Genomic DNA, 25,031 nt, shown 5'->3' on the forward strand with positions numbered 1-25,031 from the left:
GGCGCCACTCCTAGTTGAGGTACTGACAGGTGGAGCGCGGGGTGTAGACGCCGTGTCCGGCGTGACCGGTGTACTCCCGCTCGGTGATGACGGGTACGCCGCGCGAGAGGACCGTCTCGACCCGGCCGGTGAGGCGCCTGCCCTCGTACGCCGAGTAGTCGACGTTCATGTGGTGGGTCTCGGCGGAGACGACCTGCTCGGCGTGCGGGTCGTAGATGACGACGTCGGCGTCCGCCCCCGGGGTGATGGTGCCCTTCTTCGGGTACATCCCGAACATCCGGGCCGGGTTGGCGCACGCGATCTCGATCCAGCGGCGGCGCGTGATGTGCCCGTCCACGACGGCCTGGTGCAGCAGGTCCATCCGGTTCTCGACACCGGGCAGTCCGTTGGGGATCTTCGAGAAGTCGCCGCGGCCCAGCTCCTTCTGGCCGACGAAGCAGAAGGGGCAGTGGTCGGTGGAGACCACCTGGAGGTCGTCGGTGCGCAGGCCCTGCCAGAGCTTGGCCTGGTGCTCCTTGGGGCGCAGGGGCGTCGAGCACACGTACTTCGAGCCCTCGAAGTCCGGCTCGGCAAGGTTGTCGGTGGAGAGGAAGAGGTACTGCGGGCAGGTCTCGCCGAAGACCGGGAGCCCTTCGTCGCGGGCCCGGGCGAGTTCGGCGACCGCCTCCATCGCGGAGACGTGCACGACATAGAGGGGGGCGCCGGCGACCTGGGCCAGCTTGATGGCGCGGTGGGTGGCCTCGGCTTCCAGGAGGGCCTTGCGGACCTCGCCGTGGTAGCGGGGGTCGGTCTCGCCGCGCGCCAGCGCCTGTTCCACGAGCACGTCGATGGCGATGCCGTTCTCGGCGTGCATCATGATCAGGCCGCCGTTCTCGGCGGAGCGCTGCATGGCGCGCAGGATCTGGCCGTCGTCGGAGTAGAAGACGCCCGGGTAGGCCATGAACTGCTTGAAGGAGGTGACGCCCTCCTCGACGAGCAGGTCCATCTCCTTCAGCGTCTCCTGGTTCACGTCGGAGACGATCATGTGGAACCCGTAGTCGATGGCGCAGTTGCCCTCGGCCTTGGCGTGCCAGGCGTCCAGGCCCTCGCGCAGGCTGTGCCCGACGCTCTGCACGGCGAAGTCGACGATGGTGGTGGTGCCGCCCCAGGCGGCGGCCCGGGTGCCCGTCTCGAAGGTGTCGGAGGCGAAGGTGCCGCCGAACGGCAGCTCCATGTGGGTGTGGGCGTCGACGCCGCCCGGGATGACGTACTTGCCGGTGGCGTCGATGGTGCGCTCGGCGGTGAACGCCTCGGCGGCGGGCGTGGCGGAGGCGGCGAGGGCGGCGATGCGGCCGTCCTCGATCAGGACGTCGGCGTGGATCTCGTCGGACGCGGTGATGACGAGTCCGCCGCGGACGAGGGTGCGGCCGGTGCTCATTGGGGTCCTCTCCTTCGTGGTCGGGTGCGGGTCCGACGTGGCCGGTCGCGCGGTTCCTCGCGCCCCTGACGGGGCGCCTTCACGGTGCCGTCAGGGGGCCGTAGGCGTCCGGGCGGCGGTCGCGGAAGAACTGCCAGCGGTCGCGGACCTCGCGGAGCTTGGCCAGGTCCAGGTCGCGGACGACGAGTTCGGTCTCCTTGTCGGAGGCCACCTCGCCGGCGAACTGGCCCTCCGGGTCCACGAAGTAGGACGTGCCGTAGAAGTCGTTGTCGCCCAGGTCCTCCACGCCGACCCGGTTGATCGCGCCGACGAAGTACTCGTTGGCGACGGCCGCCGCCGGTTGCTCCAACTGCCAGAGGTAGCGGGAGAGTCCACGCGAGGTGGCCGACGGGTTGAAGACGATCTCGGCACCGGCGAGGCCCAACGCCCGCCAGCCCTCGGGGAAGTGACGGTCGTAGCAGATGTAGACGCCGATCCTCCCGACGGCCGTCTCGAAGACCGGCCAGCCGGCGTTGCCCGGGCGGAAGTAGAACTTCTCCCAGAACCCCGGGACCTGGGGGATGTGGTGCTTGCGGTACTTGCCGAGGTAGGAGCCGTCGGCGTCGATCACGGCGGCGGTGTTGTAGAGGACGCCGGGCTGCTCCTCCTCGTACACCGGCAGGATCAGGACGAGACCCAGCTCCCGGGCGAGAGCCTGGAAGCGCTGGACGACCGGGCCGTGGGGGACCTGCTCGGCGTACTCGTAGAAGGCCTTGTCCTGCACCTGGCAAAAGTAGGGGCCGTAGAACAGTTCCTGGAAGCAGAGGACCTGGGCGCCCTGCGCGGCCGCGTCGCGGGCCGCCTGCTCGTGGACCTGGATCATCGATTCCTTGTCGCCGGTCCAGGCGGTCTGGAAGAGGGCGGCACGAATCACTCGGCTCATCGGGACCTCCGGTCGCTCGGGGGTGCGTCGCTCGGTGCGAGGAGCCTAGGAAGTCCGCGGGCGGGCTTCGACTGCCACCGTGTCACGTCCGGGGGCGGTCGGCGTGCCACCGTGTCACGCTCTCCATGGCCCATGTTTCACCACCGTTTTCCCAGGTCGTCGCATGTTTCACTGCTGTTGCGCGTCGTGCGCGAGGAGCGCGATGTGCACCGAGGCCGCCTGCTCGAAGTCGTCGAGGTCGACACCGAGCCGGGTCTGTATCGCCTCCAGCCTGCGGTACAGGGCGGGCCGGGAGACGTGGTGCAGCTGGGCGGTGCGGGACTTGTTGCGGCCGGTGGCGAGATAGGTCCGCAGGACGTTCAGGAGGTCCTGCTCGGTGCTGTTGCCGCAGAGCAGTCCGTCCAGCTCGCGCTCGGCGAAGGACTGGACGTCCGGGTCGTCCCGCAACAGCCTGATCAGGCCGCGCAGGTGGACGTCCCGGAGCCGGACGACCGCCGGGAGGTCGAGGGCGGCGGCCGTGTCGGCGACCGCGTCGGCCACGTGCTGTGCCTCGCGCAGCCCGGCGGGCACGTCGTCCCAGGCGGTGCAGGGGCCCGCGGCGGCGATCACCGCTCCGTGCGCGGGGGCCTCGCCGTGCAGCCGGGCGGCGAAGTGCGCGGCGAGGGCGTCGGCGTCCTGGTCGCGGGCGAGGCTGAGCAGGACGGCGGTGCGATGTTCGGTGAGTTCGGCGACGAGTCCGGACAGCCCCAGCAGGCGCAGGGTTCTCTCCAGCCGGGCGGGGTCGCAGTCGCGTACGACGAGCGGCACGAAGGTGCGCCGGTTGACCGGCAGGCCCGCCGCTCGTGCCCTGGGCAGCAGTTGCCGTGCCGGTACGACTCCGGAGACCAGGTCGGTCAGCAGGCTCTGCGCGGACTGCTCCTCCCAGGTGTGGGCCGAGCCGCCGCCGAGCATCCGGTGCAGGACGAGGGCCTCGGCGCCGCGGTCGGCGAGGAGGCGTCCGGTGGCGGTGTCGCCCCGGTAGCCGCAGAGCATGATCCGGCCCCAGCGTTCGCCACGGCCGCCCAGTTCGGCGCGGATCCAGCCGTCGCCCTCGGCGCCGCCGGCCTGCCGTGCGATGCGCTCCCAGTCGCGCAGCACGTCGTCGACCGCCGAGCGCTCCCCCGCGGTGGCCAGCACCCGGTGTGCGAGGTTGGTGACGACGACCGGGCAGGCGCTGTGCACGGCGACCTCGTCGAGGAGCCGCTGGAGGGGGGCGCCGGCCGTGATGAGACCGGTGAGGGCGGTGCGGACGGACTCCGAGAGGCTGACGGCGGCGAACTTCCGGCGCACCAGGCGGGACTGGACCTCCTCCGTCAGTTCGGCGAACGGGAAGGGGCGGTGCAGGACCACCATGGGCAGGCCGCAGCGGTCCGCCGCGCGGCGCATGGCGTCGGGGGGTGCCGGGAAGGCGCGGCCGAGGCCGAGGACGACCGCGGCGGCCTCGGCCCGGTGCAGGGACTGGATGTACTCGGCCTGTCCCTGCTCGTCGCCGGCGAGCAGGACGCCGGTGGTGAGGACCATCTCTCCGCCGGTGAGCATGACGCCGACGTCGGGGGCCTCGGCGACGTGCACCCAGCGGACGGGGCGGTCGAGGTGGGCGGTGCCGGCGACCACCTCGGGGTCGCCGGCGAGGACGCGTTCCAGGGTGAGGATCTGACGGACCGACAGTGTGGGGTCTGTGGCGTTCGGAGGATCCCAGGTGGCGGTCATCTTGCGTGATCCCTTGGTCGGGTTCGGTGCGTTCGGAGACTGCGGGTGCACGGGGGCTGGTCGCGCAGTTCCCCGCGCCCCTGAAGGGGCGCCCATGCAGCCCCCCGCATTGAGGAGCGCGGGGAACCGCGCGACCGGCCACGACGGCGCCGCGGTCGACACACGGCGGGTCGGCTAGTAGGCACTCCGCAAGGCCCGCTCGAGGATGGCCGCGCCCTCTTCCGCCTCCGCCACCGTCAGGGACAGGGGTGGGGCGATGCGCAGGGCGCTGGTGTTGTGGCCGCCGCCCTTGCCGATCAGGAGGCCGCCCTCCCTGGCCGCCTCCAGGACGGCGGCGGCCGACTTGGGGTCGGCCTCGTCCGTGCCGGGCTTGATCAGTTCGACGCCGATCATCAGTCCGCGGCCCCTGACCTCCCGTACGCCCGGCAGCTGGGCGGCGACGGCCCGCAGGCGTTCGATGAGGAGGCCGCCGACCCGGCGGGCGTTGCCCTGGAGGTCGTGTTCCAGGAGGTACGACAGGTTGGCGAGGCCGGCCGCCATGGTGATCTGGGTGCCGCCGAACGTCGAGATGCTGTTGGAGTCCAGGCAGTTCATGATCTCGGAGCGGGCCACCACACCGCCGATCGACATGCCGTTGCCGATGCCCTTGGCGAAGGTCAGGATGTCCGGCGGGCCGCTCTGGCCGTGCGCCTGCCAGCCCCAGAAGTGCTCGCCGGTGCGGCCCCAGCCGGTCTGCACCTCGTCGGCGATCCAGAGGATGCCCTGCTCCTGGAGGACCTTGCGGAAGGCCGCGTACAGCCCGTCGGGCGGGGAGGTGAAGCCGCCGACGCCCTGGATCGGCTCGGCGATCAGCGCGGCCGGCGGGCGGGTGTGACCGAGGAGGTCGCGCAGGTCCGCGACGCAGGCCTGGATGAAGTCACGGTCGTTCAGCTCGGCGAACGGCCCCCGGGTGCGGACGCCTCCGTGCACGTAGAGCGTCTGGAGCGGGGACAGCGAGGTCGGCGACCAGCCCTTGTTGCCGGTGATGCCGACCGAGCTGAAGGAGCGGCCGTGGTAGCTGTTGCGCATCGCCAGGATCGTGTTCGTCCTGCGGTACGTCGTGGCCAGCAGCAGGGCCGTGTCGTTGGCCTCGGTGCCGGAGGTGGTGAAAAAGACCCGGGCGTCCGGGATGCCGCTCAACTGGGCGATGCGTTCGGCCAGTTCCACCATCGGGCGGTTGAGGTAGAGGGTGGAGGAGTGGATGATCCGGCCGGCCTGCTCGCTCACCGCCTTCGTGACCTCGGGCAGCGCGTGCGCGGTCATCGTGGTGAGGATGCCGCCGAAGAAGTCGAGGTAGCGGTTGCCGTCGGCGTCCCAGACGTGCCGGCCCTCGCCGTGTGTGATCTCCAGCGGCTCGTCGTAGTAGAGCGCCAGCCAGTCGGGCAGGACCTGGCGGTGGCGGGCGAAGAGGTCGTTCACGGCTTTACCAGCCCTTCATAGGCGTCGGGACGGCGGTCGCGGTAGAAGGCCCACTGCTGCCGCACTTCCTCGATCAGGTCGAGGTCGAGGTCCCGGACGACGAGTTCCTCGCTCACGTCGCTCGCGACCTCCCCCACGAACTGCCCACGGGGATCGACGAAATAGCTCGTCCCGTAGAAATCGTTGTCCCCGTACTCCTCCCGGCCCACCCGGTTGATGGCGGCCACGAAGTACTCGTTGGCGACGGCGGCGGCCGGCTGCTCCAGCTGCCACAGGTGCGCCGAGAGCCCCCGGTGGGTGGCCGACGGGTTGTACACCAACTGGGCGCCGCCGAGTCCGAGTTCCCGCCAGCCCTCGGGGAAGTGACGGTCGTAGCAGATGTAGACGCCGACCTTGCCGACGGCGGTGTCGAAGACCGGCCAGCCCAGGTTGCCCGGTTTGAAGTAGTACTTCTCCCAGAAGCCCTTCACCTGCGGGATGTGGTGCTTGCGGTACTTGCCCAGGCAGGTGCCGTCGGCGTCGATCACGGCGGCGGTGTTGTAGTAGAAGCCGGACTGCTCGATCTCGAACACCGGGACCACGATCACCATGCCGGTCTCGCGGGCGAGCTCCTGCATACGGCGGGTGGTCGGGCCGTCGGGGACCGGTTCGGCCCAGCGGTAGTGCTCGGGTTCCTGGACCTGGCAGAAGTAGGGGGCGTTGAAGACTTCCTGGAACCCGATGATCTTCGCGCCCCGGCGGGCCGCCTCGCGGGCGTGCGCCTCGTGTTTCGCCACCATGGACTCGGTGTCGCCGGTCCAGGTGGCCTGGACCAGAGCGGCGCGTACGACGTTCGCCATGAGCTGCTCCTTCTACGCCCGTAGAGGGTCGAAAGTAAGCGTCCTCGGGGCCCTTGCCAAGACCATCGTCGTGAAGCCGCGGAGTCGATCGTGTTTCGTACCTGGCTGGCGGATGCGGGGGCGAATGTCCGGACTCCCGCCGGTCAGGAGGAGAGGCCCGCCACCCGCAGGGCGTGCAGCAGGTCCCGGTGGTGCTGCTCCGAGATCCGCCGCGCCGAGCGCAGGAGCAGCGGGGCCAGCCGCTGCGGATCCGGTTCCGCGCTGCCCGCCGCCTCTTCCGGGGTGCGGACCTGGACGTACGCGTCGAGCAGGGTGGTGGCCTCGCGGTGGCGGCCGGTCGTGTCCAGGGCGAGGACCGCCTCGCCGATCTCGAGGGCGGGACGGACCACTCCCTGGCGCAGGACCTGCCGGGCCTCCTCGGTCCGGCCGGCGGCGGTGAGGGCGTCCGCGACCGGCACGAGGCGGGCGGGCGGCAGCGAGGCCGCCTCCCACAGCAACGTGGCCCAGTCGGCGCCCAGCCCGGCGCCCTGGAGGGCGTCCGCGAGCAACGGGAACCGGGCCGCGGGCCACTGCGCGACCTCGGCGAGCAGCGCGTGCGCCTCGCCGGTGCGGCCCGCCGCCCGCAGCGGGACCAGCCGTGCCACGGCCGCGGTCACGGCCGTCCGGGCGTCCTCGTCGGGCCGTACGGGCTCCGGCACCGGCCGTTCCGGCGTCTCGGCGGCCCCGGCGAACCGGGCTCCGCGCGGCCCGCCCCGACCACCGGCCACCGCGGGCGGCTCCGGCGCCCGCGGTACGACGGAGGGCGCGGCCTCCTCCACCGCCATCCCGGCGAACCGGGCACTGCCACGCCGCCGCTTGCGCTGCTTGGCGGGGGCGGGGGTGGGGTCAGGGGTGGACGCGGGGGTGGGGGCGCCGACAGGGCCCTCACCACTCCTGCCATCGACGTACGACGCGCCGGCGCCGGCGCCACGCGGCGAAGCGGAGTCGTCGACGCCCGGCGCTCCCGCGCCGTCGCCATACGCGGCGGCGGCGCGCGGCGCCCGGCCGTCGCCGCCGTACCGCGCACCGGCAGGTGCGTCGGCGTCGTACGGCGGGCCCGCGTCCTCGCCGTGCGGCGCCCCCGCAGCTGCTCGTGCGGTGTCCAGGCGGGCCAGGCGTGCCCGGAGTTCGGCGCACCGGGCCGATGCCCGTTCGTGGTCGTCGTGGGCCCAGGCGAGGTCGAGGTTCAGGGCCTCGGCCTCCTGCCGGGAGTGCGCGGCGCCGAGCGCCCGGCCGAGCTGGGCCAGTCGTTCGGCGGCGTGGCGCTGTTCGCGCACCATGGCGTCGAGGCGTTCGTCGAGGTCCTGCCGGGCGCCCGGCCTGGCGTCGTACGCGGCGACGGCATCCGTGTGCAGCGATCGGGCCCGCTCCGTCTCGCGCGCGGCGGCCTCGGAGCCGTGGATGGTGGCGAGGTCCTGGAGGAGCGCCGCCACGACGTCCCAGGGCGGCACCTCCCGCCCGCCGAGGCAGGCCAGCATGCCGTCCGGGTCGCGCCGCCAGAAGACGGCACACCAGCCGCCGCCCTGGTCCAGACGCGCCAGCAACCCGTCCAAGTAGTTCGCGAACTCCCGCACCCGGCCCGGGAGTTGATCCACCGTCATCGTCCCACTCCCGCCGGCCCGGAACACTCCGGTTCCGTAGGCAACACCAGACGTGTTACACGGGTGCTACGGGGAGTTTTCAGCGCGCGCCCAGAGCCCTCGCCGCCCGGCTCCGGCCGCTGGGCGTCAGGCCGGGACCAGCGCGCAGCGCGCCACCAGGTCGTCCATCGACAGGCCGAGCGCGCGGGCCAGCGCGGCCACGGTGAAGAAGGCGGGGGTCGGGGCCCGCCCCGTCTCGATCTTGCGGAGCGTCTCGGCCGAGATGCCCGCCTCCGCGGCCACCTCCGTCATGCTCCGGGCGCCGCGCGCCTCGCGCAGCAGCCGCCCGAGCCGCTCGCCGCGTTCACGCTCTTCCGGGGTGAGAGGGGTGCGCACCATGCCGTCATTCTACTCCGGTCGAATAAGCCGGTATATTAATTGGCATGGTGGAACTGAAGACAGACACATCGATCGACGCCATGTACGCGGCCGGGCAGGTCGTGGGGCGGGCCCTGACGGCCGTACGGGAGGCCGCCGACGTCGGCGTCTCCCTGCTGGAGCTGGACGAGGTGGCCCGGGACGTGCTCCGCGAGGCCGGCGCGTCCTCCCCCTTCCTCGGCTACCGGCCCTCGTTCGCGCCCACCCCCTTCCCCGCCGTCGTCTGCGCCTCCGTGAACGACGCGATCGTGCACGGCATCCCGACCGGGTACCGGCTGCGCGACGGTGACCTGGTCTCGATCGACTGCGGCGCCGAACTCGACGGCTGGGTGGGCGACTCGGCGATCAGCTTCACGGTCGGCAGAGCGCGCCCGGCGGACACGCGGCTCGTGGAGACCGCGGAGCGGGCGCTGGCGGCGGGGATCGAGGCGGCCGTCGTCGGCAACCGCATCGGCGACATCGCGCACGCGATCGGCCGGGTGTGCCGGGAGGCCGGCTACGGCATCCCGCAGGACTTCGGCGGCCACGGCATCGGCCGCCGCATGCACGAGGACCCCGGGGTACCGAACGAGGGCCGCCCCGGCCGTGGCCTGCCGCTGCGCCAGGGCCTGGTCATCGCGATCGAGCCCATGCTGATCGGCGGCGGACGGGACGACTACCACCCGGCTCCCGACGGCTGGACCCTGCGCACGGACGACGGCTCGCGCGCGGCCCACGCGGAGCACACGGTGGCGATCACCGAGGCCGGGCCGCGGGTCCTCACGGCCCGCACCCCGGAGAACTGACCCGGTCCGTCCCCGTGCCTACCGGTGCCGCTCCCCCCGGCCCACCCGGCAGCGCCCGAGGCCCCGCCCCGGCTCCCAGGAGCGGCACCCGTCACCCGGCAGCATCACGGGGCGGCCCGGACGACGACAGCCACCCTCCGCCCGCTACCTGCCACCGCAGCCCACCCGCCGCCGTATCCCCCACCCGCCGCCGCAACCCCCGCACCGGGCATGCCCCCCATCACTGGACATGCCCCCCATCAGCGGGCGTGCGAAGGTGGTGTGACCGGGCCCTGCAGGGGCACCCGCGTGGACCGGCACGTCGACCAGCGAGCGCGTCCCGCCAGGCGCCGGGACGCCGGAACGGAACGAACGCTCATGACCAGCGGCTACCCCGGACCGGGCGACTACGGACAGGACCCCTTCGGCGATTTCCTCGCCCGCTTCTTCGGCGGCGGCGGACCTCGCCAGGGACCCCGCCAGATCGACATCGGGAGGCTGCTCAGTCAGCCCGCGAGGGAACTGGTCAGGGGCGCCGCCCAGTACGCCGCCGAACACGGCAGCCGTGACCTGGACACCGAGCACCTGCTGCGCGCCGCCCTCGCGGCGGAGCCCACCCGCTCCCTGCTCAGCAGGTCCGGCGCGGATCCCGACTCGCTGGCCCACCAGATCGACGACCGGGCCGGTCCGGTCCAGCACCCGCCCGGCGAGACGCCCCCGCCGACCTCGCTGTCCCTCACCCCCGCCGTCAAACGGGCCCTGCTGGACGCGCACGACCTGGCCCGGGCCGGCGGCGCCGGGTACATCGGCCCGGAGCACGTCCTGGGCGCCCTCGCCGCCAACCCCGACTCGGCCGCCGGGCACATCCTGAACGCGGCCCGGTTCGCCGCCGCCGGCCTGCCGCCGGACGCCCCCGAGACCGACCGCGCGCACCCCGGCGCCGACACCCGGCGCCGTACCGGCACGCCCACCCTCGACAAGTTCGGCCGCGACCTGACCGAGCAGGCCGCCCAGGGCCGGATCGACCCGGTGATCGGGCGCGACGACGAGATCGAGCAGACCATCGAGGTGCTGTCCCGGCGCGGCAAGAACAACCCCGTGCTGATCGGCGACGCCGGGGTCGGCAAGACCGCGATCGTCGAGGGCCTCGCCCAGCGGATCGCCGACGGCGACGTGCCCGACATCCTCTCCGGGCGCCGGGTGCTCGCCCTCGACCTGCCCGGCGTGGTCGCGGGCACCCGTTACCGGGGCGACTTCGAGGAGCGGCTCAACACCATCGTGGGCGAGATCCGCGCCCACTCCGACCAGCTGATCGTCTTCATCGACGAGCTGCACACCGTGGTCGGCGCCGGAGGCGGCGGCGAGGGCGGTGCGATGGACGCCGCCAACATCCTCAAACCGGCCCTCGCCCGGGGCGAGCTGCACATCGTGGGCGCGACCACCCTGGAGGAGTTCCGCAAGATCGAGAAGGACGCGGCGCTGGCCCGCCGCTTTCAGCCGATCCTGGTGCCCGAGCCGACGGTCGCGGACACCATCGAGATCCTGCGCGGCCTGCGTGACCGCTACGAGGCCCACCACCAGGTCCGCTACACCGACGAGGCGCTGGTGGCCGCCGTCGAACTCTCCGACCGCTATCTCACCGACCGCAGGCTGCCGGACAAGGCGATCGACCTGATCGACCAGGCGGGCGCCCGGGTCCGCCTCGGCTCGCGCACCAAGGGCAGCGACGTACGGACGATGGAACGCGAGATCGAGCAGCTGGTCCGGGACAAGGACCAGGCCGTCGCCGACGAGCAGTACGAACGCGCCACGCAACTGCGCGATCGGATTGGCGAGTTGAAGACCCGCATCCACGAAGTCTCCGGTGAGGACCGGGCGGACGAGGGACTGGACCTGGAGGTGACGGCGGAGGCGATCGCCGAGGTGGTGTCCCGCCGGACCGGCATCCCGGTCAGCAGCCTCACCCAGGAGGAGAAGGAGCGGCTGCTCGGCCTGGAATCGCATCTGCACCAGCGGGTGATAGGCCAGGACGAGGCGGTCGCGGCCGTCGCCGAGGCCGTGCTGCGCTCCCGTGCCGGCCTCGCCAGCCCGAACCGCCCGATCGGCAGCTTCCTCTTCCTCGGCCCGACGGGCGTCGGCAAGACCGAACTGGCCCGCGCGCTCGCCGAGGTCCTGTTCGGCAGCGAGGACCGGATGGTCCGGTTGGACATGAGCGAGTACCAGGAACGCCACGCAGTCTCCCGCCTGGTCGGCGCCCCGCCCGGCTACGTCGGCCACGAGGAGGCCGGCCAGCTCACCGAGGTGGTCCGCCGCCACCCCTACTCGCTGCTCCTCCTCGACGAGGTGGAGAAGGCCCACCCGGACGTCTTCAACATCCTGCTCCAGGTCCTGGACGACGGCCGGCTGACCGACTCCCAGGGCCGCACGGTGGACTTCACCAACACGGTCGTCGTGATGACGAGCAACCTGGGTTCGGACGTGATCAACAGGCGGGGCGCGGGCGTCGGCTTCGGCTCCGGGGACGCGGCGGCGACCGAGGAGGCCCGCCGCGAGCAGGTGCTGCGCCCGCTCCGGGAGCACTTCCGCCCGGAGTTCCTCAACCGCATCGACGAGATCGTGGTCTTCCGCCAGCTCACCGGCGATCAGCTGCGCCAGATCACCGAACTCCTGCTGGAGAACACCCGCCGCATGCTGCACGCCCAGGGCATCACCGCGCACTTCACGGACAAGGCGGTCAACTGGCTGGCGGAACACGGCTATCAGCCGGAGTACGGCGCCCGACCGCTGCGCCGCACGATCCAACGGGAGGTCGACAACCAGCTGTCACGCCTGCTCCTGGACGGCACGATCAGGGAGGGCAGCGAAGTGACCGTGGACGCCGCGGACGGCCGCCTGGAATTCCGCCCGCGGAACGCACCTCCCCACTAGGCCCTATGGCGAAAGTCCCCCGGCCCCGCACCCAGGCCCCGCACCCGGCGGCTACGGCGCAGGCTCCACCACGGCGGCCGACCCGCCACCCCGCCGCACGGTCTCCGCCGCCGCCAGCCACTTCCCACCCGGCAACCGCTGCACCCCGGTAGCCGCCCCGATCTCCGGGTTCAACGAGAAGGAGTGCCCGATCGCCTCCAACTTCCCCCTCACCACGGGGTCGTTGTACAGCGCCGGTTCCAACTCGGTCTTGGCGGCGTTCCGCTGCGAGGCCCGCGGCGCCGCGATCGCGTCCACCAGCGGCAGATGCCGGTCGAGGAACTCGGTCAGCACCTGGAGCACGGTGGTGATGATGGTCGCCCCACCGGGCGACCCGACCGCGACCACCGGCCGGTTCGCCTTGTCGAGCACGATCGTCGGCGAGATGGAGGACCGCGGCCGCTTGCCCGGCCCGGGCAGGTTCGGGTCGTGCACCGCGGGGTTCGCCGGGGTGAACGAGAAGTCGGTCAGCTCGTTGTTGAGCAGGAACCCCCGGCCGGGAACGGTGATCGCGCTGCCGCCGGTCTGCTCGATGGTCAGCGTGTAGGAGACGACGTTCCCCCACTTGTCGGCGACGGTGAGGTGCGTCGTGTTCTCCCCTTCGTACGTGGTCGGCGCCGCCGTCCCCGTCGAGCCCGGGTCGTTGGGGTCGCCGGGCGCGACCGGGCTGGTCAGCACGGCGTCGTCGCTGATCAGCTTGGCCCGCTCGTCGGCGTACCGCTGGGACAGCAGTCCGGCCGTCGGCACGTTTTCGAACGCGGGGTCGCCGACCCAGCGCCCCCGGTCGGCGAAGGAGATCCGGCTGGACTCGATGAAGTGGTGCAGGTACTGCACCTCACTGGCCTTCGACAGGTCGGTGTTCTCCAGGATGTTGAGGGCCTCACCGACCGTGGTCCCGCCGGACGAGGACGGCGCGATGGAGTACACCTTCAGCCCGCGGTACGACGTCTCGGTCGGCGCCTGCGACTTCGCGCGGTAGGCGGCGAGGTCCTTGAGGGACAGCTTGCCCGCTCGCGCCTTCCACCCGGAACCCGGGTCCACCGGCGGGTTGTCGACGGTCGCGACGACGTCCCGGCCGAGGTCGCCCCGGTAGACCGCGCCGACCCCCTTCTTCCCCAGCTCCTGGTACGTACGGGCCAGCTCGGGGTTCTTGAAGGTGGACCCGACCACCGGGAGCTGCCCGCCCGGCAGGAACAGCCTGGCCGTGTCGGGGAAGTACCGGAACCGGGTCTCGTTCGCGGCGGTCTGCGAGCGGAACGTGTCGTCGACGACGAACCCCTTGCGGGCGATCCGCTCGGCCGGCTTGAGCACCGTGCCGAGCCGTTCCGTGCCCCACTGGCTCAGCGCCGACTGCCAGGTGGCCGGGGTGCCCGGCGTGCCGACGCTCAGGCCGCTGCTCACGGCGTCGGCGAAGGCCAGCGGCTTGCCGTTCTCCACGAACAGGTTCGAGTCGGCCGTCAGCGGCGCGGTCTCGCGGCCGTCGATGGTGTGGACGGTCCGGGACCTGGCGTCGTAGTAGACGAAGTAGCCGCCTCCGCCGATGCCGGACGAGTAGGGTTCGGTGACGCCGAGTGCCGCGGCGGTCGCCACGGCCGCGTCGACCGCGTTGCCGCCCTTGCGCAGTACCTCGATCCCGGCGGCGGTGGCGTCCGCGTCGACGCTGGAGACCGCGCCGCCGTACCCGACGGCGACCGGGGTCTTCTGGGCGGCCTTGGCGCCGGAGGGGGCCGGGGGCCCGGCCGCTCCTACCGACACCACGGCGGCCGAGACCGCCAGAACGGTGAGTTTCCGCGCGACAGGGCGACGCATCCGCACCTCCAGTTCGGGACGTCCGCGCAGCGTATCCGCGAGGCCGTGCCCTCGACAGCCGGATTCAGGGCACTTCATACGACTGGCACACTTCGAACACGGATACGTTCCGGCCACCGGTGCCCGCTAGCATGCGCGCCCATGAATGACGACCTGCGCAACATTGTCCTCGGTGTGGTGGCCGCCGGCATCAGCGCCGCGCTCGGCTGGCTGGCCCGCACCTACCTCTGGCGGCGCAAGCTCCGCCGCAAGCAGGCCTTCTTCGGACTTCCGGAGAACTCCGAGTCGCTGCTGGTCGTCAACCGCGATCCGGCCACCTCCGAGCCGGCGGTCCACCGCTTCGACGTGTTCGCGCTCCTCGAACTGGCCGCGCTGATCAAGGACTGCGGGGCGAACCTCCAGATGGTGACGCAGGACAACGTCCAGCAGGGGTTCGGCGAGCGTACGGAGTTCTGCGTCGGCGGTCCGGGTTCGAATCGCCGGATGCTCGCCCACATGGGGGCCATGCTGCCCGGCATACGCGTCAACATCGATCCCGAGCCGGGCCCGGACCGCGGCGCCTTCCAGATCGGAAGCGAGCGCTACCGGCTGGATCCCGGGGTCACGGAGTACGTCCTGCTCGCCCGTCTCACGGCCGGACAGCGCCCCGACGCCCGCCCGGTGTTCCTCTTCTGCGGGCAGCGGGCGATCACCAACCAGGCCGCCACCCGCTACCTGGCCCGCAACCACGAGCGGCTCGCCCGCAAGCACGGCAACGGTTCCTTCGTCCTCCTGCTCAAGGTCGTCAACTCGCAGGCGTACGGCCCGGACGTGGTCGAACTCGTCGCGGACGTCACCCGGGCCGCACAGGCGCCGCTGCCGCCGGCGGCGACGACCGAGACCGCACGGTCCACGCACCGCGCCTCCTGAGTGCCTGCACACTTCAACAATCTTTACCGGCACGTAACTTACCGGCGGGTTACTTCCGGTAAGGCGGCGCGGTTACCGTCTGGTCACTTTGCACTGACACGAGTGAGGAGTGACCGATGGGACACGGTCGTCGTACCACCGCCCTGCGCACCTCCGGCGCCGCGGCCGCCGCGGCCCTGATCGCCGGTACCGTCGTCGGCCTGGCTCCGGCCGCCCGGGCCGCCGGCCCGGTCCGCTTCGTCGACATCACCGGCGACGGCGGCACGGTCCTGAAGGCCAACGTCGTCACGCCCACGGACGCCGACACCGGCGCCGGGCACCGCTATCCGCTCATCGTGCTGCCCACGAGCTGGTCCCTGCCCCAGGTCGAGTACCTGGCCCAGGCCCAGAAGCTCGCGGACGCCGGGTACATCGTGCTCAGTTACAACGTGCGCGGGTTCTGGCAGTCGGGCGGCCGGATAGAAGTGGCCGGCCCGCCGGACGCGGCGGACGCCTCCAAGGTCATCGACTGGGCCCTCGCCCACACCGACGCCGATCCACGCCACATCGGCATCGCGGGGGTCTCGTACGGCGCCGGGATCAGCCTGCTGGCCGCCGCGCACGACAAGCGGATCAAGGCCGTCGGTGCGCTCAGCGGCTGGACCGACCTGATCGACTCGATCTACTCGGGCCGCACCCAGCACGTGGAGGCGGCGGCCCTCCTGGACGGCACGGCAACCCTCACCGGGCGCGAGAGCCCCGAAGTCCGGCAGGTCTTCAAGGACTTCTACGCCTCGAACCTGGACCGGGAACAGGCCATGATCGACTGGGGAGCGAAACGTTCCGTCGCGACCTACGTGGACCAGCTGAACAAGAACGGCGCGGCCGTCTTCATGGCCAACGCCTGGAGCGACAGCATCTTCTCGGCCAATCAGTACGCCGACTTCTACGGGAAACTGACGGTACCCAAGCGCCTGGAGCTGCGCCCCGGTGACCATGCCACCGCCGAACTGACCGGCCTGCTCGGGCTGCCCAACGACGTGTGGACCGACACCGAGCGCTGGTTCGACCACTACCTCAGGGGCGCGGACAACGGCATCGACCGCGAGCAGCCGGTCCAGCTCAAGGCCCGTACCGACGGCGGCTACGAGGGATACCCGGACTGGAAGTCGGTGGGCGCCACGCGCCGCAAGCTCGACCTCGCCGGCTCCACCACCATCCACGCGAACGTCGACTCGGGCGCGGACGGCGGAGTGGTGCTGCTCTCCGGACTCCTCGACCAGGTCGCCAAGGTGCCGCCGGTCGCCTCGATCCCGCTGCTGCCCCGCCGTTGGGCGGCCGTCTGGCAGTCCGAGCGGTACGGCAGTGCCCAACAGGTCCGCGGCATCGCCCGGTTGCACACCACCCTGACCCCGACCAAGGAGAGCGGCACCCTCGTCGCCTACCTCTACGACGTGGGCCCGCTCGGCCTCGGCAAGCTGGTCAGCAACGCGCCGTACACGTGGTACGACCGGACGCCCGGCAAGGCGTTCGACGTGGACCTGGACCTGTTCGCCACGGCCTACGACGTCCCGGCCGGCCACCGGCTCGCGCTGGTGATCGACACGGTGGACCCGCTCTACATCGAGCACAACCCGTCCGGCGCGCAGCTGACCTTCTCCTCGCCGGTGAACGACCCGTCGTACGTGTCCGTTCCGCTGCGCGAGCAGTGATCTCCGGCTGCCGCCGGCCGGGCCTGGCCCTGGCTGCCGCTCCCGTTCACCCGGCCGGCGAACCACGAGAGCAACAGGTACATCCCGGTGCGATCGGCGAGATCACCATCACCACAGGGATGAACGGCACATCGTAGTCGAGGTTCGGCGCGGTCGGTTTCCCGGCATGGACGAACTCCTCGTGGAGGGCGGGGGCGTGGACGGTGGGTTCGACGGCGCAAACTATCCGGCCGCGAGCGGTCCTTCGGTGCGACACGCGCCTCTCCCGCATAAGCCGTATTTACGCCGTACTTATGTGGGGCCCGCGGCCGGGCGCGAGACTCGGGACTCGGCCGTCGATCAGGCCTCGGCGACCTCCGCGTACAGCTGCGAGAGCTCGGGGGCACCGCTCTCCGCCCATGCGTGGCCGGCCTCGACCACCTCGAACTCCCGCCCGGACGACAGGCGTACGACCGCCTCGCCGTCCGCACGGATCTCCCACCGCGCACCGGACACGGTCCGGACCAGGACGGTGCCCAGGTACAGGCCGGCGTCGGTGCCGAGCCAGGTCAGGGTCTCCTCGTCGTCCCGCCAGCGCGGGAGCAGCTGGTCGAGTGCCTCCAGCGAGGCCGGGGTGTCGTCGAGCGCGACACCCTCCTCGGCCGCCTGGGCGCGCAGGAACTCGCACTCGGCGAGCAGCTCGGGGTCCGCGGTGTGGGGGAGGTCACCGGTCCGGTCGTGCCTGTTGCCCAGGAAGGGGATGTTCATGGTCCCAGGTTGACACTCACACCTCCAGGTCCACCACTACCGGCGCGTGGTCGGACGCGCCCTTCCCCTTGCGCTCCTCACGGTCGACGTAGGCGTCCTTGACGGCCTTGGCGAACGGCTCGTTGCCGTACACCAGGTCGATGCGCATGCCTCGGTTCTTGGGGAAGGCGAGCTGGCGGTAGTCCCAGTAGGTGTACGGGTGGTCGTACTTCAGGGGCCGCGGGACCACGTCGGACAGGCCGGTCTCGCGCAGGGCGGCCAGGGCGGCGCGCTCGGCCGGGGTGACGTGGGTGAGGCCCTCGAAGGCGGCGGTGTCGAAGACGTCGTCGTCCGTCGGCGCCACGTTGTAGTCGCCGAGGACCGCGAAGGGGCGGCTGCCGCCCGCGTCACCGGCCACCGCGGCCCTGAGCGCCTCGAACCACTGGAGCTTGTACGCGTAGTGCGGGTGGTCCACCTCGCGGCCGTTGGGCACGTACACCGACCAGACGCGGACCGGGCCGCAGGTCGCCGAGATCGCGCGGGGTTCCACGCCGCCGTCGTAGCCCGTGTCGCCCGGCAGGCCCTTGACGACGTCCTCCAGGCCGGCCTTGGAGAGCACCGCCACGCCGTTCCACCTGCCGGTGGCGTGGACCGCCGCCTCGTAGCCCAGCTCGCGCAGTGGCCCGAACGGGAACTGCTCCTCGGCGACCTTGGCCTCCTGGAGGCAGAGCACGTCGGTGCCGCTGCTCTCCAGCCAGGCCAGGAGCCTCGGCAGGCGGGCGGTGATCGAGTTCACGTTCCAGGTCGCGATGCGCATGCCTGACAACCTACCGGGCCCCTCTGACAACCTGCCTCAGACCTCCGCCGAGGCTCCGGGCGCCAGCCGCCGGTGGTCCGCGCCGCCGAGGGCGCCGATCTGGCTGTCGTAGATCGGCCGGGCGAGATCGGTGAGCAGGGCGTCGTGGATGTCGTAGGCGCGCTGCGGCTTCACCTCGCGGACGTAGTCGATGACCTCGGAGATCTTGCTCCAGGGGGCCATCACCGGGAGCATCAGCGTCTCCACGGGCCGGTCGGGGACGGTGAGGGCGTCGCCGGGGTGGAAGAGCCTGCCGTCGTCGATCAGGTAGCCGACGTTCGTGATGCGCGGGATGTCCGGGTGGATCACCGCGTGCAGTTCGCCGTGCACCTGGACGTCGAAGCCGACAGCGGTGAACGCGTCACCGTGGCCGACGGTGTGCACCCGGCCCGGGAAGGCGGCCGCGAGCTGGTCGGCGACGGACTTCAGGGTCCACACCTCGGTGCCCGGGTCGGCCTCCAGCGCCGCCCGCAGCCGGCCCTCGTCGAAGTGGTCGATGTGTTCGTGCGTGACCAGGATCGCGTCCGCGCCGACGGCCGCGTCCGGTTCGCTGAACCCGCCGGGGTCGAGGACGAGCGTGCGCCCGTCCTTCTCCAGCCGCACGCACGAATGCGACTTCTTGGTGAGCTTCATGGTGTCCATCCTGCCCCCACGACGCCCCTCGGGCCTCAGGAGTGCTCAGGAGTGGTCTCCTCCCGGATGACCTGCTGAGCGACCCGGAAGGCGCTGCTCGCCGCCGGCACCCCGCAGTACACCGCCGCCTGCAGCAGCACTTCCTTGATCTCGTCCGGGGTCAGGCCGTTGCGCAGGGCCGCCCGGATGTGGAAGCCCAGCTCCTCCAGGTGGCCGCCCGCGACCAGCGCGGTGAGCGTGACACAGCTGCGCGAACGCCGGTCGAGTCCGGGCCGGTCCCAGATCTCGCCCCAGGCGTAGCGGGTGACGAGGTCCTGGAAGTCCCCGGAGAAGTCGTCGGCCTGCGCCAGCGTCCGGTCCACGTGCGCGTCCCCGAGCACCTCCCGGCGGACCTTCAGCCCCGCGTCGTACGGATCGGGCCGGCCGTACGGCTGCGGTGCCGCGGCGGCCGGGGCGATCTCGGCGATCGGCTTGACCTGCGGTGCCACCTGGGGCGCGGGCTGGAGCACGACCTGGGGTCCGGCGGCGAGCACGGGTTGGGCGGGGGCGGCCGGGACGGCCATCTGGCCGGTGGTGGAGTCGAAGGCGGGCTGCCAGGCGGTGGAGAAGTGCCGGACGAGAAGGTCGGTGACGGCGGCGGGCTGCTCGACCGGGACCAGGTGGGAGGCGCCGGGTACCACCGCGAGCCGGGCGTCGGGGATCCCGGCCACCAGGGTACGGGCCTCGGCGGGGCCGGTGACCTGGTCGTCCGAGCCGACCAGGACGAGCGTCGGCACGCCGATCCGGCCGAGCTCCGTCCGTACGTCGAAGCCGGCCAGCGCCTCGCAGGCGGCGATGTAGCAGCCGGGGTCGGTGGTGCGCACCATCTGCACGGCCCACTCGGTGATGGCGGGCTGGGCGGCGGCGAAACCGCCGGTGAACCAGCGGTCGGGCGAGGTCCGGGCGATCGGGTCGAGACCGTTGGTCCGCACGATCACCCCGCGCTGGCGGAACTCGTCCGCCGTCCCGAACCGGGGCGAGGCGGCGACCAGCGCGAGCGAGGCGATCCGCTCCGGGTGCCGCAGGGCCAGCTCCATGCCGACGGCACCGCCGAGCGCACAGCCCGCGTAGCCGAAGCGCTGGATGCCGAAGGAGTCGAGGGTGAGCAGCAGCCGGGCGGTCAGCTCGGCGACGGAACCGGCCGGGTACGCGGGCGCGCCACCGTGCCCGGGCAGGTCGTACCGGAAGACCCGCCACTGCTGGGTCAGCTCCGGGATCTGCCGGTCCCACATGTGCCATGTGGTACCCAGTGAGGGACCCAGGATCAGGACCGGAGCGTCTTCTGGCCCGTCAAAGCGGTATTGCAGGGTGTTCGGGGGTGTCTCACTCACGCCCCAGACCCTCTCACGTCTCACGGACGCCCCTATAACGCGGGGGCGCGAGAAACCGGTCTGACCAGGTTGAAGACCTCGCGGGCGGCATACCGCTTGAGGCATCGGATGATCTCGCGTCGGGTCTTGCCCTCCTGGGTGCGGCGTTCGTAGTACGCCTGGGTGCGCGGGTCGTGGCGCAGGCGGGTGAACACGATGCGGTGCAGGGCTGCGTTCGCCTGCCGGTCGCCGCCGTGGTTGAGGCGGCGCGTGCGCCGCCGGCCGGAGGAGTACTCGATAGGGCTGACTCCGCAAAGGGCAGCAAAGGACGCCTCGGTGTTCAGCCGCTCGGGGTTGTCTCCCATAGTGATCAGGAGAGTGACGGCGCTGTCCGGGCCGATGCCCATCGGTAAGAGCAGCTGTGGGGCGTGGCGTTCGACGAGCCGGGTCAGGCGCTGGTTCAGCTCATCGATCTGCCCGGTGAGCTGCTCAACGCGCTCGGCGAGCATGCGCAACGTCAGGTGGGTGGCCTGGGTCACCGCGTCCTCGTCTCCCCCACCGCCGGGTAGGCCGAGGCGTGCGCAGGTGCGGAACAGCTCGCGGTTGCCCAGACTGGACAGCCGTTCCCGCAGGGCGGGATCGGCGATTACCAGGACGGCTTTGAGCTGGTTGATCGCCTGGGTACGGGCCTTGACCGCGGAGTCCTTGGCGAGTTTGTAGATCCGGGCGCTGTGCACCGGACCGTCGCCGGACTTGGCCCGGGCCCGGGCGCGGCCACTGAGCACGGCCCGCGCGGCGGCCTGCGCGTCGAGCGGGTCCGACTTCCCCAGTAGCCGGCGGGCTGAGCGGTCGGGGCGGTTCACCTCGAACACCTGGATCTGCTGGGCCAGCAGGTAGCGGGACAGGCCCGCGCCGAAGGTGCCGGTGCCCTCCACACCGGCCCGGCGCACCGTCCCCCGCTTGCGGGCCCACACGAGCAGCTGCCGATAGCCGACCGCCGTGGCCGGAAACGACTCGGTTCCCAGGATCTTCCCGAGCTGGGAGATCACGGCGGCAACATGCACCTCGCCGTGCGTGTCCACTCCCAGAACGACCTCGCGCCGAACGGGCGGATCCGTACTCGAGGAGGTGCTGCGCTGTCGGGTCGTCATGGTGGTTCGCCTCCCGCGTGGTGACGTACTGGGTGAATGGCACCGGCCTGCTCGGGCGGTCTGAACCGTGATGGCGCCGGAACTCGGCAAGGCCCCTATTGGGACACGCCCCGTGGCTCGGTGGCAGGCAGCATCCCGCAACGGCAGTCGACAGGTCTGTGACTGGACACTTTGGTCATAGATCTCACGAGTCAGACCCCGTCCGGGACGGCACTGCACAACTGTCCCATCGATCGCGGTACATCGGCGTGACTCGATCACTGCCGGATGACTTCGTCCGAACCAGCGCTCAACCCGGTCTGGACGGGCTGACAATGAGTTGACTCTTCGGGCACTCGTGACCGGCATTGACGGACAGCCCTGTGTGCCCGCCCTAACCGGACGTAGCCCCGCCGATCCGCCGTAGCGTGGTGTCCAGACAGGTGACCAGGGTGCCCAAGGTGCAGTCCCAGACCGGGATCACCACCCGGAACCGGGACCAGGACAGCCACGCGGAGAACAGCCAGGTCCGCCACCCGCCGATCTTCGGGCCCTCGCCCCAGTCGAGCTGCAGCCACCGCCCGGGCTCAAGGCGTTACCGCCCGCCAGGTCGATCGCGCGCTGCCCCGGAAGCCCATCTTCACCAGCTTGTCGTGGACCACGCCAGCACGGATCGTCGCTTTCGACTGCTCGACCCACTCCTCGATCTTCTCCTAGAACGCGTCGATCATCTTCAGTCGCGGCTCGCGCTCGAACGGGTTCCGCCCGCTGGAATGGGCCTCGACGTACCGCTTGACCGTCTTCGGGTCATTTCCCGTGAGGGCGGCCGCCGACCAGACCGTCTCGGTCAGGTCGTACGCCTCGATGGGCTACTTCCGGCGTCACACCCCTTGCCTGAACATCTCCGCGGCCTCGAAGCGCGCGGCCTCACGCTTCGCCCGCCCCAGGGCGGTTAAACCACCGCCATCCGCGTACCTCATGACGAGGATGCAGCACCGCCAACGCCAGCTGTCACCCCACCCTTTCAACCTCAGCGTCAACTACTGCCGCTGAGGTTGAAAGGGCGGGGTGACAGCGTTACGGAGGCTCCAGTGCCAGTCCGGTCCCGGCGATGAAGCCGTCGAGTACTTCGGGTCGGCGTTGGATGCCGCGTAAACGGTTCTTCACGAGCGGGGTGAGGTCTTCGATCGTGCGGGGTGCGAGGTTGGCCAGGGACTTCTTCACGTGGGCCCAGACGCCTTCGACGGGGTGGAGGTCTGGCGCGTAGGGCGGGAGCTTGACGATGGTCAGCCAGTCGCTGTTGCGCTCGCAGAACTCCCGCAAGGGCTTGGCGTGGTGGGTGCTGGCGTTGTCCCAGACCACGGTCAGCGGGACATCGCCGAGCTGCCGACGGGCAGCGGTCAGCAGGTCCGCGAACTCGCGGGCCCGCAAGCCCTTCTTCTCGCCGGTACGGCCCCGGTACGTCTGGGTCCGGTAGATCAGGCGGGTCTCGTGGCCCGGCCTGACGCAGATCATCCCGGCCATCAAGACCCGGCCCGAACCCTTTCCCACCACTTTGACCAGCGGCGTCCTGCCCTGCCTTGACCACGTGCGGCCCTTGCCGGGCTTCAGGTCCTGCCCGGCCTCGTCGCTGAGTAGGCCCGGGGCGCGGTGTCGGGATTGCTCCCGGTCCGTTTCCCCGGACCTCTCGCCGAACCCGCCGTGCCTATTACTAGGCAACGGGCTCTCCACGGTCTCTGCCGTCAGGTGGTTGCAGGGCCCCAGGGGGTGGGGATCTGGTTGCCGCGGTAGCGATACCGGGTGACCGGGATCGCACTGATCTTCCGCAATTCGATCCCGTCCGCGCTGACTGGAAGCCACCGCCCCGTCGCGGTGGTAAGCCGTCTGCGGACGTCCGACCAGCTCCAGTGATGCCGTGTCCTCAGCAGCCGGATGACCCTCCACCAGACGAGGTCGTCCAGCCTGCTGAAGACGTGCTTGGCGACGGCATGCCTGAAGTAGTTGGCCCAGCCGTGGGTGACCCGGTTGAGATTGATCAGCACCACGGCGAGGTCCTGCTGCGACGTTCTGTGGGTGAGGTGACGGATCTTCGCCTTCACCGACCGGACAGGCCGGTCGGCGATGAAGGTGTAGACGTACCACTTGTTCGTTCCGCGCTTGCGACGCCACTGGATGTGGAACCCCAGGAAGTCGAACCCCTCGCTCAGGTGCACCACTTGAGTCTTGGCTGGTGACAGCCGCAGCCCCATCGGTGCAAGAACCCGGGCGATCTCTTCGTGCAGTGCCTCAGTGTCCTGCCTGGTCCCGTCGACCAGGACGACAAAGTCGTCCGCGTAGCGGACCAGCCGCCACGACGGCAGACCGGCGGCCCGGCGTCGGCCCCGCCGGTAGTCGGTGGACATCTCTCCGCCTGCTTCCCACGCCCGGTGCAGGTACTCATCGAGCACCGACAGGGCGATGTTGGCCAGCAGCGGGGAGAGTATGCCCCCTTGCGGCGTGCCGGTGAAGGTGTCCTGATACTCACCGAGCTCCGTCAGGAGACCGGCCTTCAAGAACGCCTTCACCAGCGCCAGGACCTGCTTGTCCTTGATCCTCATCCGGACCCGGTCCATCAGCGCGGCGTGGTCGATCTCGTCGAAACACGCCGCGATGTCCGCGTCCAGCACCCAGCGATAGCCGTGGGTGCCATAGAAATGGATCTCGGCAATCGCGTCCTGGGCCCGTCGCTTGGGCCGGAATCCGTAAGAGACCGGCTTGAAGTCGGCCTCGAAGATCGGCTCCAGCACCAGCTTCAGCGCGGCCTGGACAACCCGGTCGGCGATCACGGGAATCCCCAGCCGCCGCACCTTTCCCGACCCACCCGGCTTGGGAATCGTGCGCTCCCGCACCGGCAGGGGCTGGAACGAGCCCTGCCTGAGCTGGACCCGCAAGTCGTCCAGGAACCCGGGAATGCCAATCCTTTCCTCGACATCGGTAGCACTCAGGCCGTCGATGCCCGGAGTGTTGGCTCCCCGGTTGCCGGCGACCCAGTCGAACGCCACCATCAGCGTCGCCGGATCGTGCACGAAGTTGAACAGATCATCGAACCGGCGGCCAGGGTCAGCCACCGCCCAACGGTGAAGCTTGGCCTGCATCTCCGATACCCGCTGGATCGGCCCCACCGGGACCGCCTCCAGCAGAGCGCCGCCATTCAGCGGTGCATCTTTCGGCATTGCAGCATCCTTCCCTTCTCGATCCCGCTGCCGCCCTTCCCCATGCTCCGGGCTTTCCCCGGCTCGGAGTACTACGGCGGCTCCGCCCCACCCGGCCCGTTCAGCGGTCGATGCACCTATCCCCGCAGACGAACTGGCAGTCCGCTGCCGGGGAGTTGAGACCGGATGGTTCCCGTGTTCACTGTGTTTCGCTCGTCGAAGTAGGAGCCCGACTGTGTCCCTGCGGCATCGCCACGAGTACGCCGTAGTCCTTCCTCGTGGCCTTCTGGACGGCTTCGAAAGACCGGCCAGGAAGTTCCCCACCGCCAACGGCAATGGGTGCGCACCGCTTCCGGCCCAGATCCGCCAGGTTCGAGCCGGTGGCATCGTTAAGAGACGTAAAGACGCCGGTTCCTCGCGTACTCCTCTCCGTCCCGCTCGCCGAACCCGTACCATCTGGCAGTACTGGCACGTCCCGGCTTTGTCAGGGCCGCTCCCGCCCTCCCCGGCATCACCCGGATCAGGCTGCCCTCAGCTCCACCTCCCTGCTACGACAGGTCAGCG

Annotated in this window: 19 protein-coding genes and 2 pseudogenes; 4 read left to right on the forward strand and 17 right to left on the reverse strand. The window is 71.0% G+C overall.

The window, feature by feature from the left end; all coding sequences use genetic code 11:
• Positions 1–10 precede the first annotated feature (10 nt).
• The 7 genes from hydA to ACZ3KP_RS34270 all read right to left on the reverse strand — a co-directional run bounded on the left by hydA (position 11) and on the right by ACZ3KP_RS34270 (position 8,403).
• Positions 11–1,417: a dihydropyrimidinase gene (hydA, locus tag ACZ3KP_RS34240; RefSeq protein ID WP_467504311.1), complete on the reverse strand. Its 1,407-nt coding sequence runs from the start codon at positions 1,415–1,417 to the stop codon at positions 11–13.
• A 79-nt stretch (positions 1,418–1,496) separates the two neighbouring features.
• A complete protein-coding gene (locus ACZ3KP_RS34245) occupies positions 1,497–2,339 on the reverse strand; it encodes a nitrilase-related carbon-nitrogen hydrolase (RefSeq protein ID WP_467504312.1) in 843 nt (280 codons plus the stop codon).
• 168 nt (positions 2,340–2,507) lie between these two features.
• Positions 2,508–4,088: a PucR family transcriptional regulator gene (locus ACZ3KP_RS34250; RefSeq protein ID WP_467504314.1), complete on the reverse strand. Its 1,581-nt coding sequence runs from the start codon at positions 4,086–4,088 to the stop codon at positions 2,508–2,510.
• 174 nt (positions 4,089–4,262) lie between these two features.
• The gene (locus ACZ3KP_RS34255; protein WP_358980092.1) at positions 4,263–5,546 is read right to left on the reverse strand and encodes an aspartate aminotransferase family protein; all 1,284 of its coding nucleotides are present in this window, start codon (positions 5,544–5,546) and stop codon (positions 4,263–4,265) included.
• A complete protein-coding gene (locus tag ACZ3KP_RS34260; protein ID WP_467504316.1) occupies positions 5,543–6,385 on the reverse strand; it encodes a nitrilase-related carbon-nitrogen hydrolase in 843 nt (280 codons plus the stop codon). Before ACZ3KP_RS34260 ends, ACZ3KP_RS34255 begins: the two co-directional genes overlap by 4 nt.
• Positions 6,386–6,528: 143 nt before the next feature.
• Complete coding sequence (locus tag ACZ3KP_RS34265) at positions 6,529–8,025, reverse strand: hypothetical protein (RefSeq protein ID WP_467504318.1); 1,497 nt, start codon at positions 8,023–8,025, stop codon at positions 6,529–6,531.
• Positions 8,026–8,151: 126 nt separating this feature from the next.
• The gene (locus ACZ3KP_RS34270) at positions 8,152–8,403 is read right to left on the reverse strand and encodes a helix-turn-helix domain-containing protein (protein ID WP_132893144.1); all 252 of its coding nucleotides are present in this window, start codon (positions 8,401–8,403) and stop codon (positions 8,152–8,154) included.
• Between the two features lie 44 nt (positions 8,404–8,447).
• On the opposite strand from ACZ3KP_RS34270, the gene map reads away from it, so the two are divergent.
• Positions 8,448–9,227, forward strand: a complete 780-nt coding sequence (gene map, locus ACZ3KP_RS34275) for a type I methionyl aminopeptidase (protein ID WP_467504320.1) — start codon at positions 8,448–8,450, stop codon at positions 9,225–9,227.
• A 357-nt stretch (positions 9,228–9,584) separates the two neighbouring features.
• Entirely contained in the window at positions 9,585–12,134 is a 2,550-nt protein-coding gene (locus ACZ3KP_RS34280; protein ID WP_467504321.1) for an ATP-dependent Clp protease ATP-binding subunit, read from the forward strand.
• Positions 12,135–12,185: 51 nt separating this feature from the next.
• Here the strand turns inward: ACZ3KP_RS34280 and ggt are convergent, their stop codons facing one another.
• The gene (gene ggt, locus ACZ3KP_RS34285) at positions 12,186–13,982 is read right to left on the reverse strand and encodes a gamma-glutamyltransferase (RefSeq protein WP_467504322.1); all 1,797 of its coding nucleotides are present in this window, start codon (positions 13,980–13,982) and stop codon (positions 12,186–12,188) included.
• Positions 13,983–14,123: 141 nt separating this feature from the next.
• On the opposite strand from ggt, the gene ACZ3KP_RS34290 reads away from it, so the two are divergent.
• Together ACZ3KP_RS34290 and ACZ3KP_RS34295 are read left to right on the forward strand one after the other, a co-directional pair.
• The gene (locus ACZ3KP_RS34290) at positions 14,124–14,891 is read left to right on the forward strand and encodes a hypothetical protein (protein WP_467504324.1); all 768 of its coding nucleotides are present in this window, start codon (positions 14,124–14,126) and stop codon (positions 14,889–14,891) included.
• 116 nt (positions 14,892–15,007) lie between these two features.
• Positions 15,008–16,582: a CocE/NonD family hydrolase gene (locus ACZ3KP_RS34295; protein ID WP_467504326.1), complete on the forward strand. Its 1,575-nt coding sequence runs from the start codon at positions 15,008–15,010 to the stop codon at positions 16,580–16,582.
• Here ACZ3KP_RS34295 and ACZ3KP_RS34300 read toward each other — a convergent pair.
• The 9 genes and pseudogenes from ACZ3KP_RS34300 to ltrA form a co-directional block, all read right to left on the reverse strand.
• Positions 16,489–16,766, reverse strand: a pseudogene (locus ACZ3KP_RS34300) (hypothetical protein); the annotation flags it as partial. The gene ACZ3KP_RS34295 and the pseudogene ACZ3KP_RS34300 overlap by 94 nt on opposite strands.
• Before the next feature lie 155 nt (positions 16,767–16,921).
• Positions 16,922–17,329, reverse strand: a complete 408-nt coding sequence (locus ACZ3KP_RS34305; protein ID WP_358980109.1) for a DUF6278 family protein — start codon at positions 17,327–17,329, stop codon at positions 16,922–16,924.
• A gap of 16 nt (positions 17,330–17,345) precedes the next feature.
• Positions 17,346–18,125, reverse strand: a complete 780-nt coding sequence (locus tag ACZ3KP_RS34310) for an exodeoxyribonuclease III (protein WP_467504328.1) — start codon at positions 18,123–18,125, stop codon at positions 17,346–17,348.
• A gap of 36 nt (positions 18,126–18,161) precedes the next feature.
• Entirely contained in the window at positions 18,162–18,797 is a 636-nt protein-coding gene (locus tag ACZ3KP_RS34315) for an MBL fold metallo-hydrolase (RefSeq protein ID WP_467504330.1), read from the reverse strand.
• Positions 18,798–18,832: 35 nt separating this feature from the next.
• Positions 18,833–20,167, reverse strand: coding sequence for a bifunctional 3-oxoadipate enol-lactonase/4-carboxymuconolactone decarboxylase PcaDC (pcaDC, locus tag ACZ3KP_RS34320; protein WP_467504332.1), 1,335 nt, complete (start codon positions 20,165–20,167; stop codon positions 18,833–18,835).
• 32 nt (positions 20,168–20,199) lie between these two features.
• On the reverse strand, positions 20,200–21,297 hold the full coding sequence (locus tag ACZ3KP_RS34325; protein WP_467504334.1) for an IS110 family RNA-guided transposase: 1,098 nt from the start codon (positions 21,295–21,297) through the stop codon (positions 20,200–20,202).
• Positions 21,298–22,160: 863 nt separating this feature from the next.
• Positions 22,161–22,256 (reverse strand): annotated as a pseudogene (locus ACZ3KP_RS34330) (helix-turn-helix domain-containing protein); the annotation flags it as partial.
• A gap of 97 nt (positions 22,257–22,353) precedes the next feature.
• On the reverse strand, positions 22,354–23,136 hold the full coding sequence (locus tag ACZ3KP_RS34335) for an IS630 family transposase (protein WP_467504336.1): 783 nt from the start codon (positions 23,134–23,136) through the stop codon (positions 22,354–22,356).
• Complete coding sequence (ltrA, locus tag ACZ3KP_RS34340; protein WP_467504338.1) at positions 23,019–24,488, reverse strand: group II intron reverse transcriptase/maturase; 1,470 nt, start codon at positions 24,486–24,488, stop codon at positions 23,019–23,021. Before ltrA ends, ACZ3KP_RS34335 begins: the two co-directional genes overlap by 118 nt.
• Positions 24,489–25,031: the final 543 nt, after the last annotated feature.

The sequence above is a fragment of the Streptomyces sp. NPDC020958 genome (assembly GCF_055562175.1).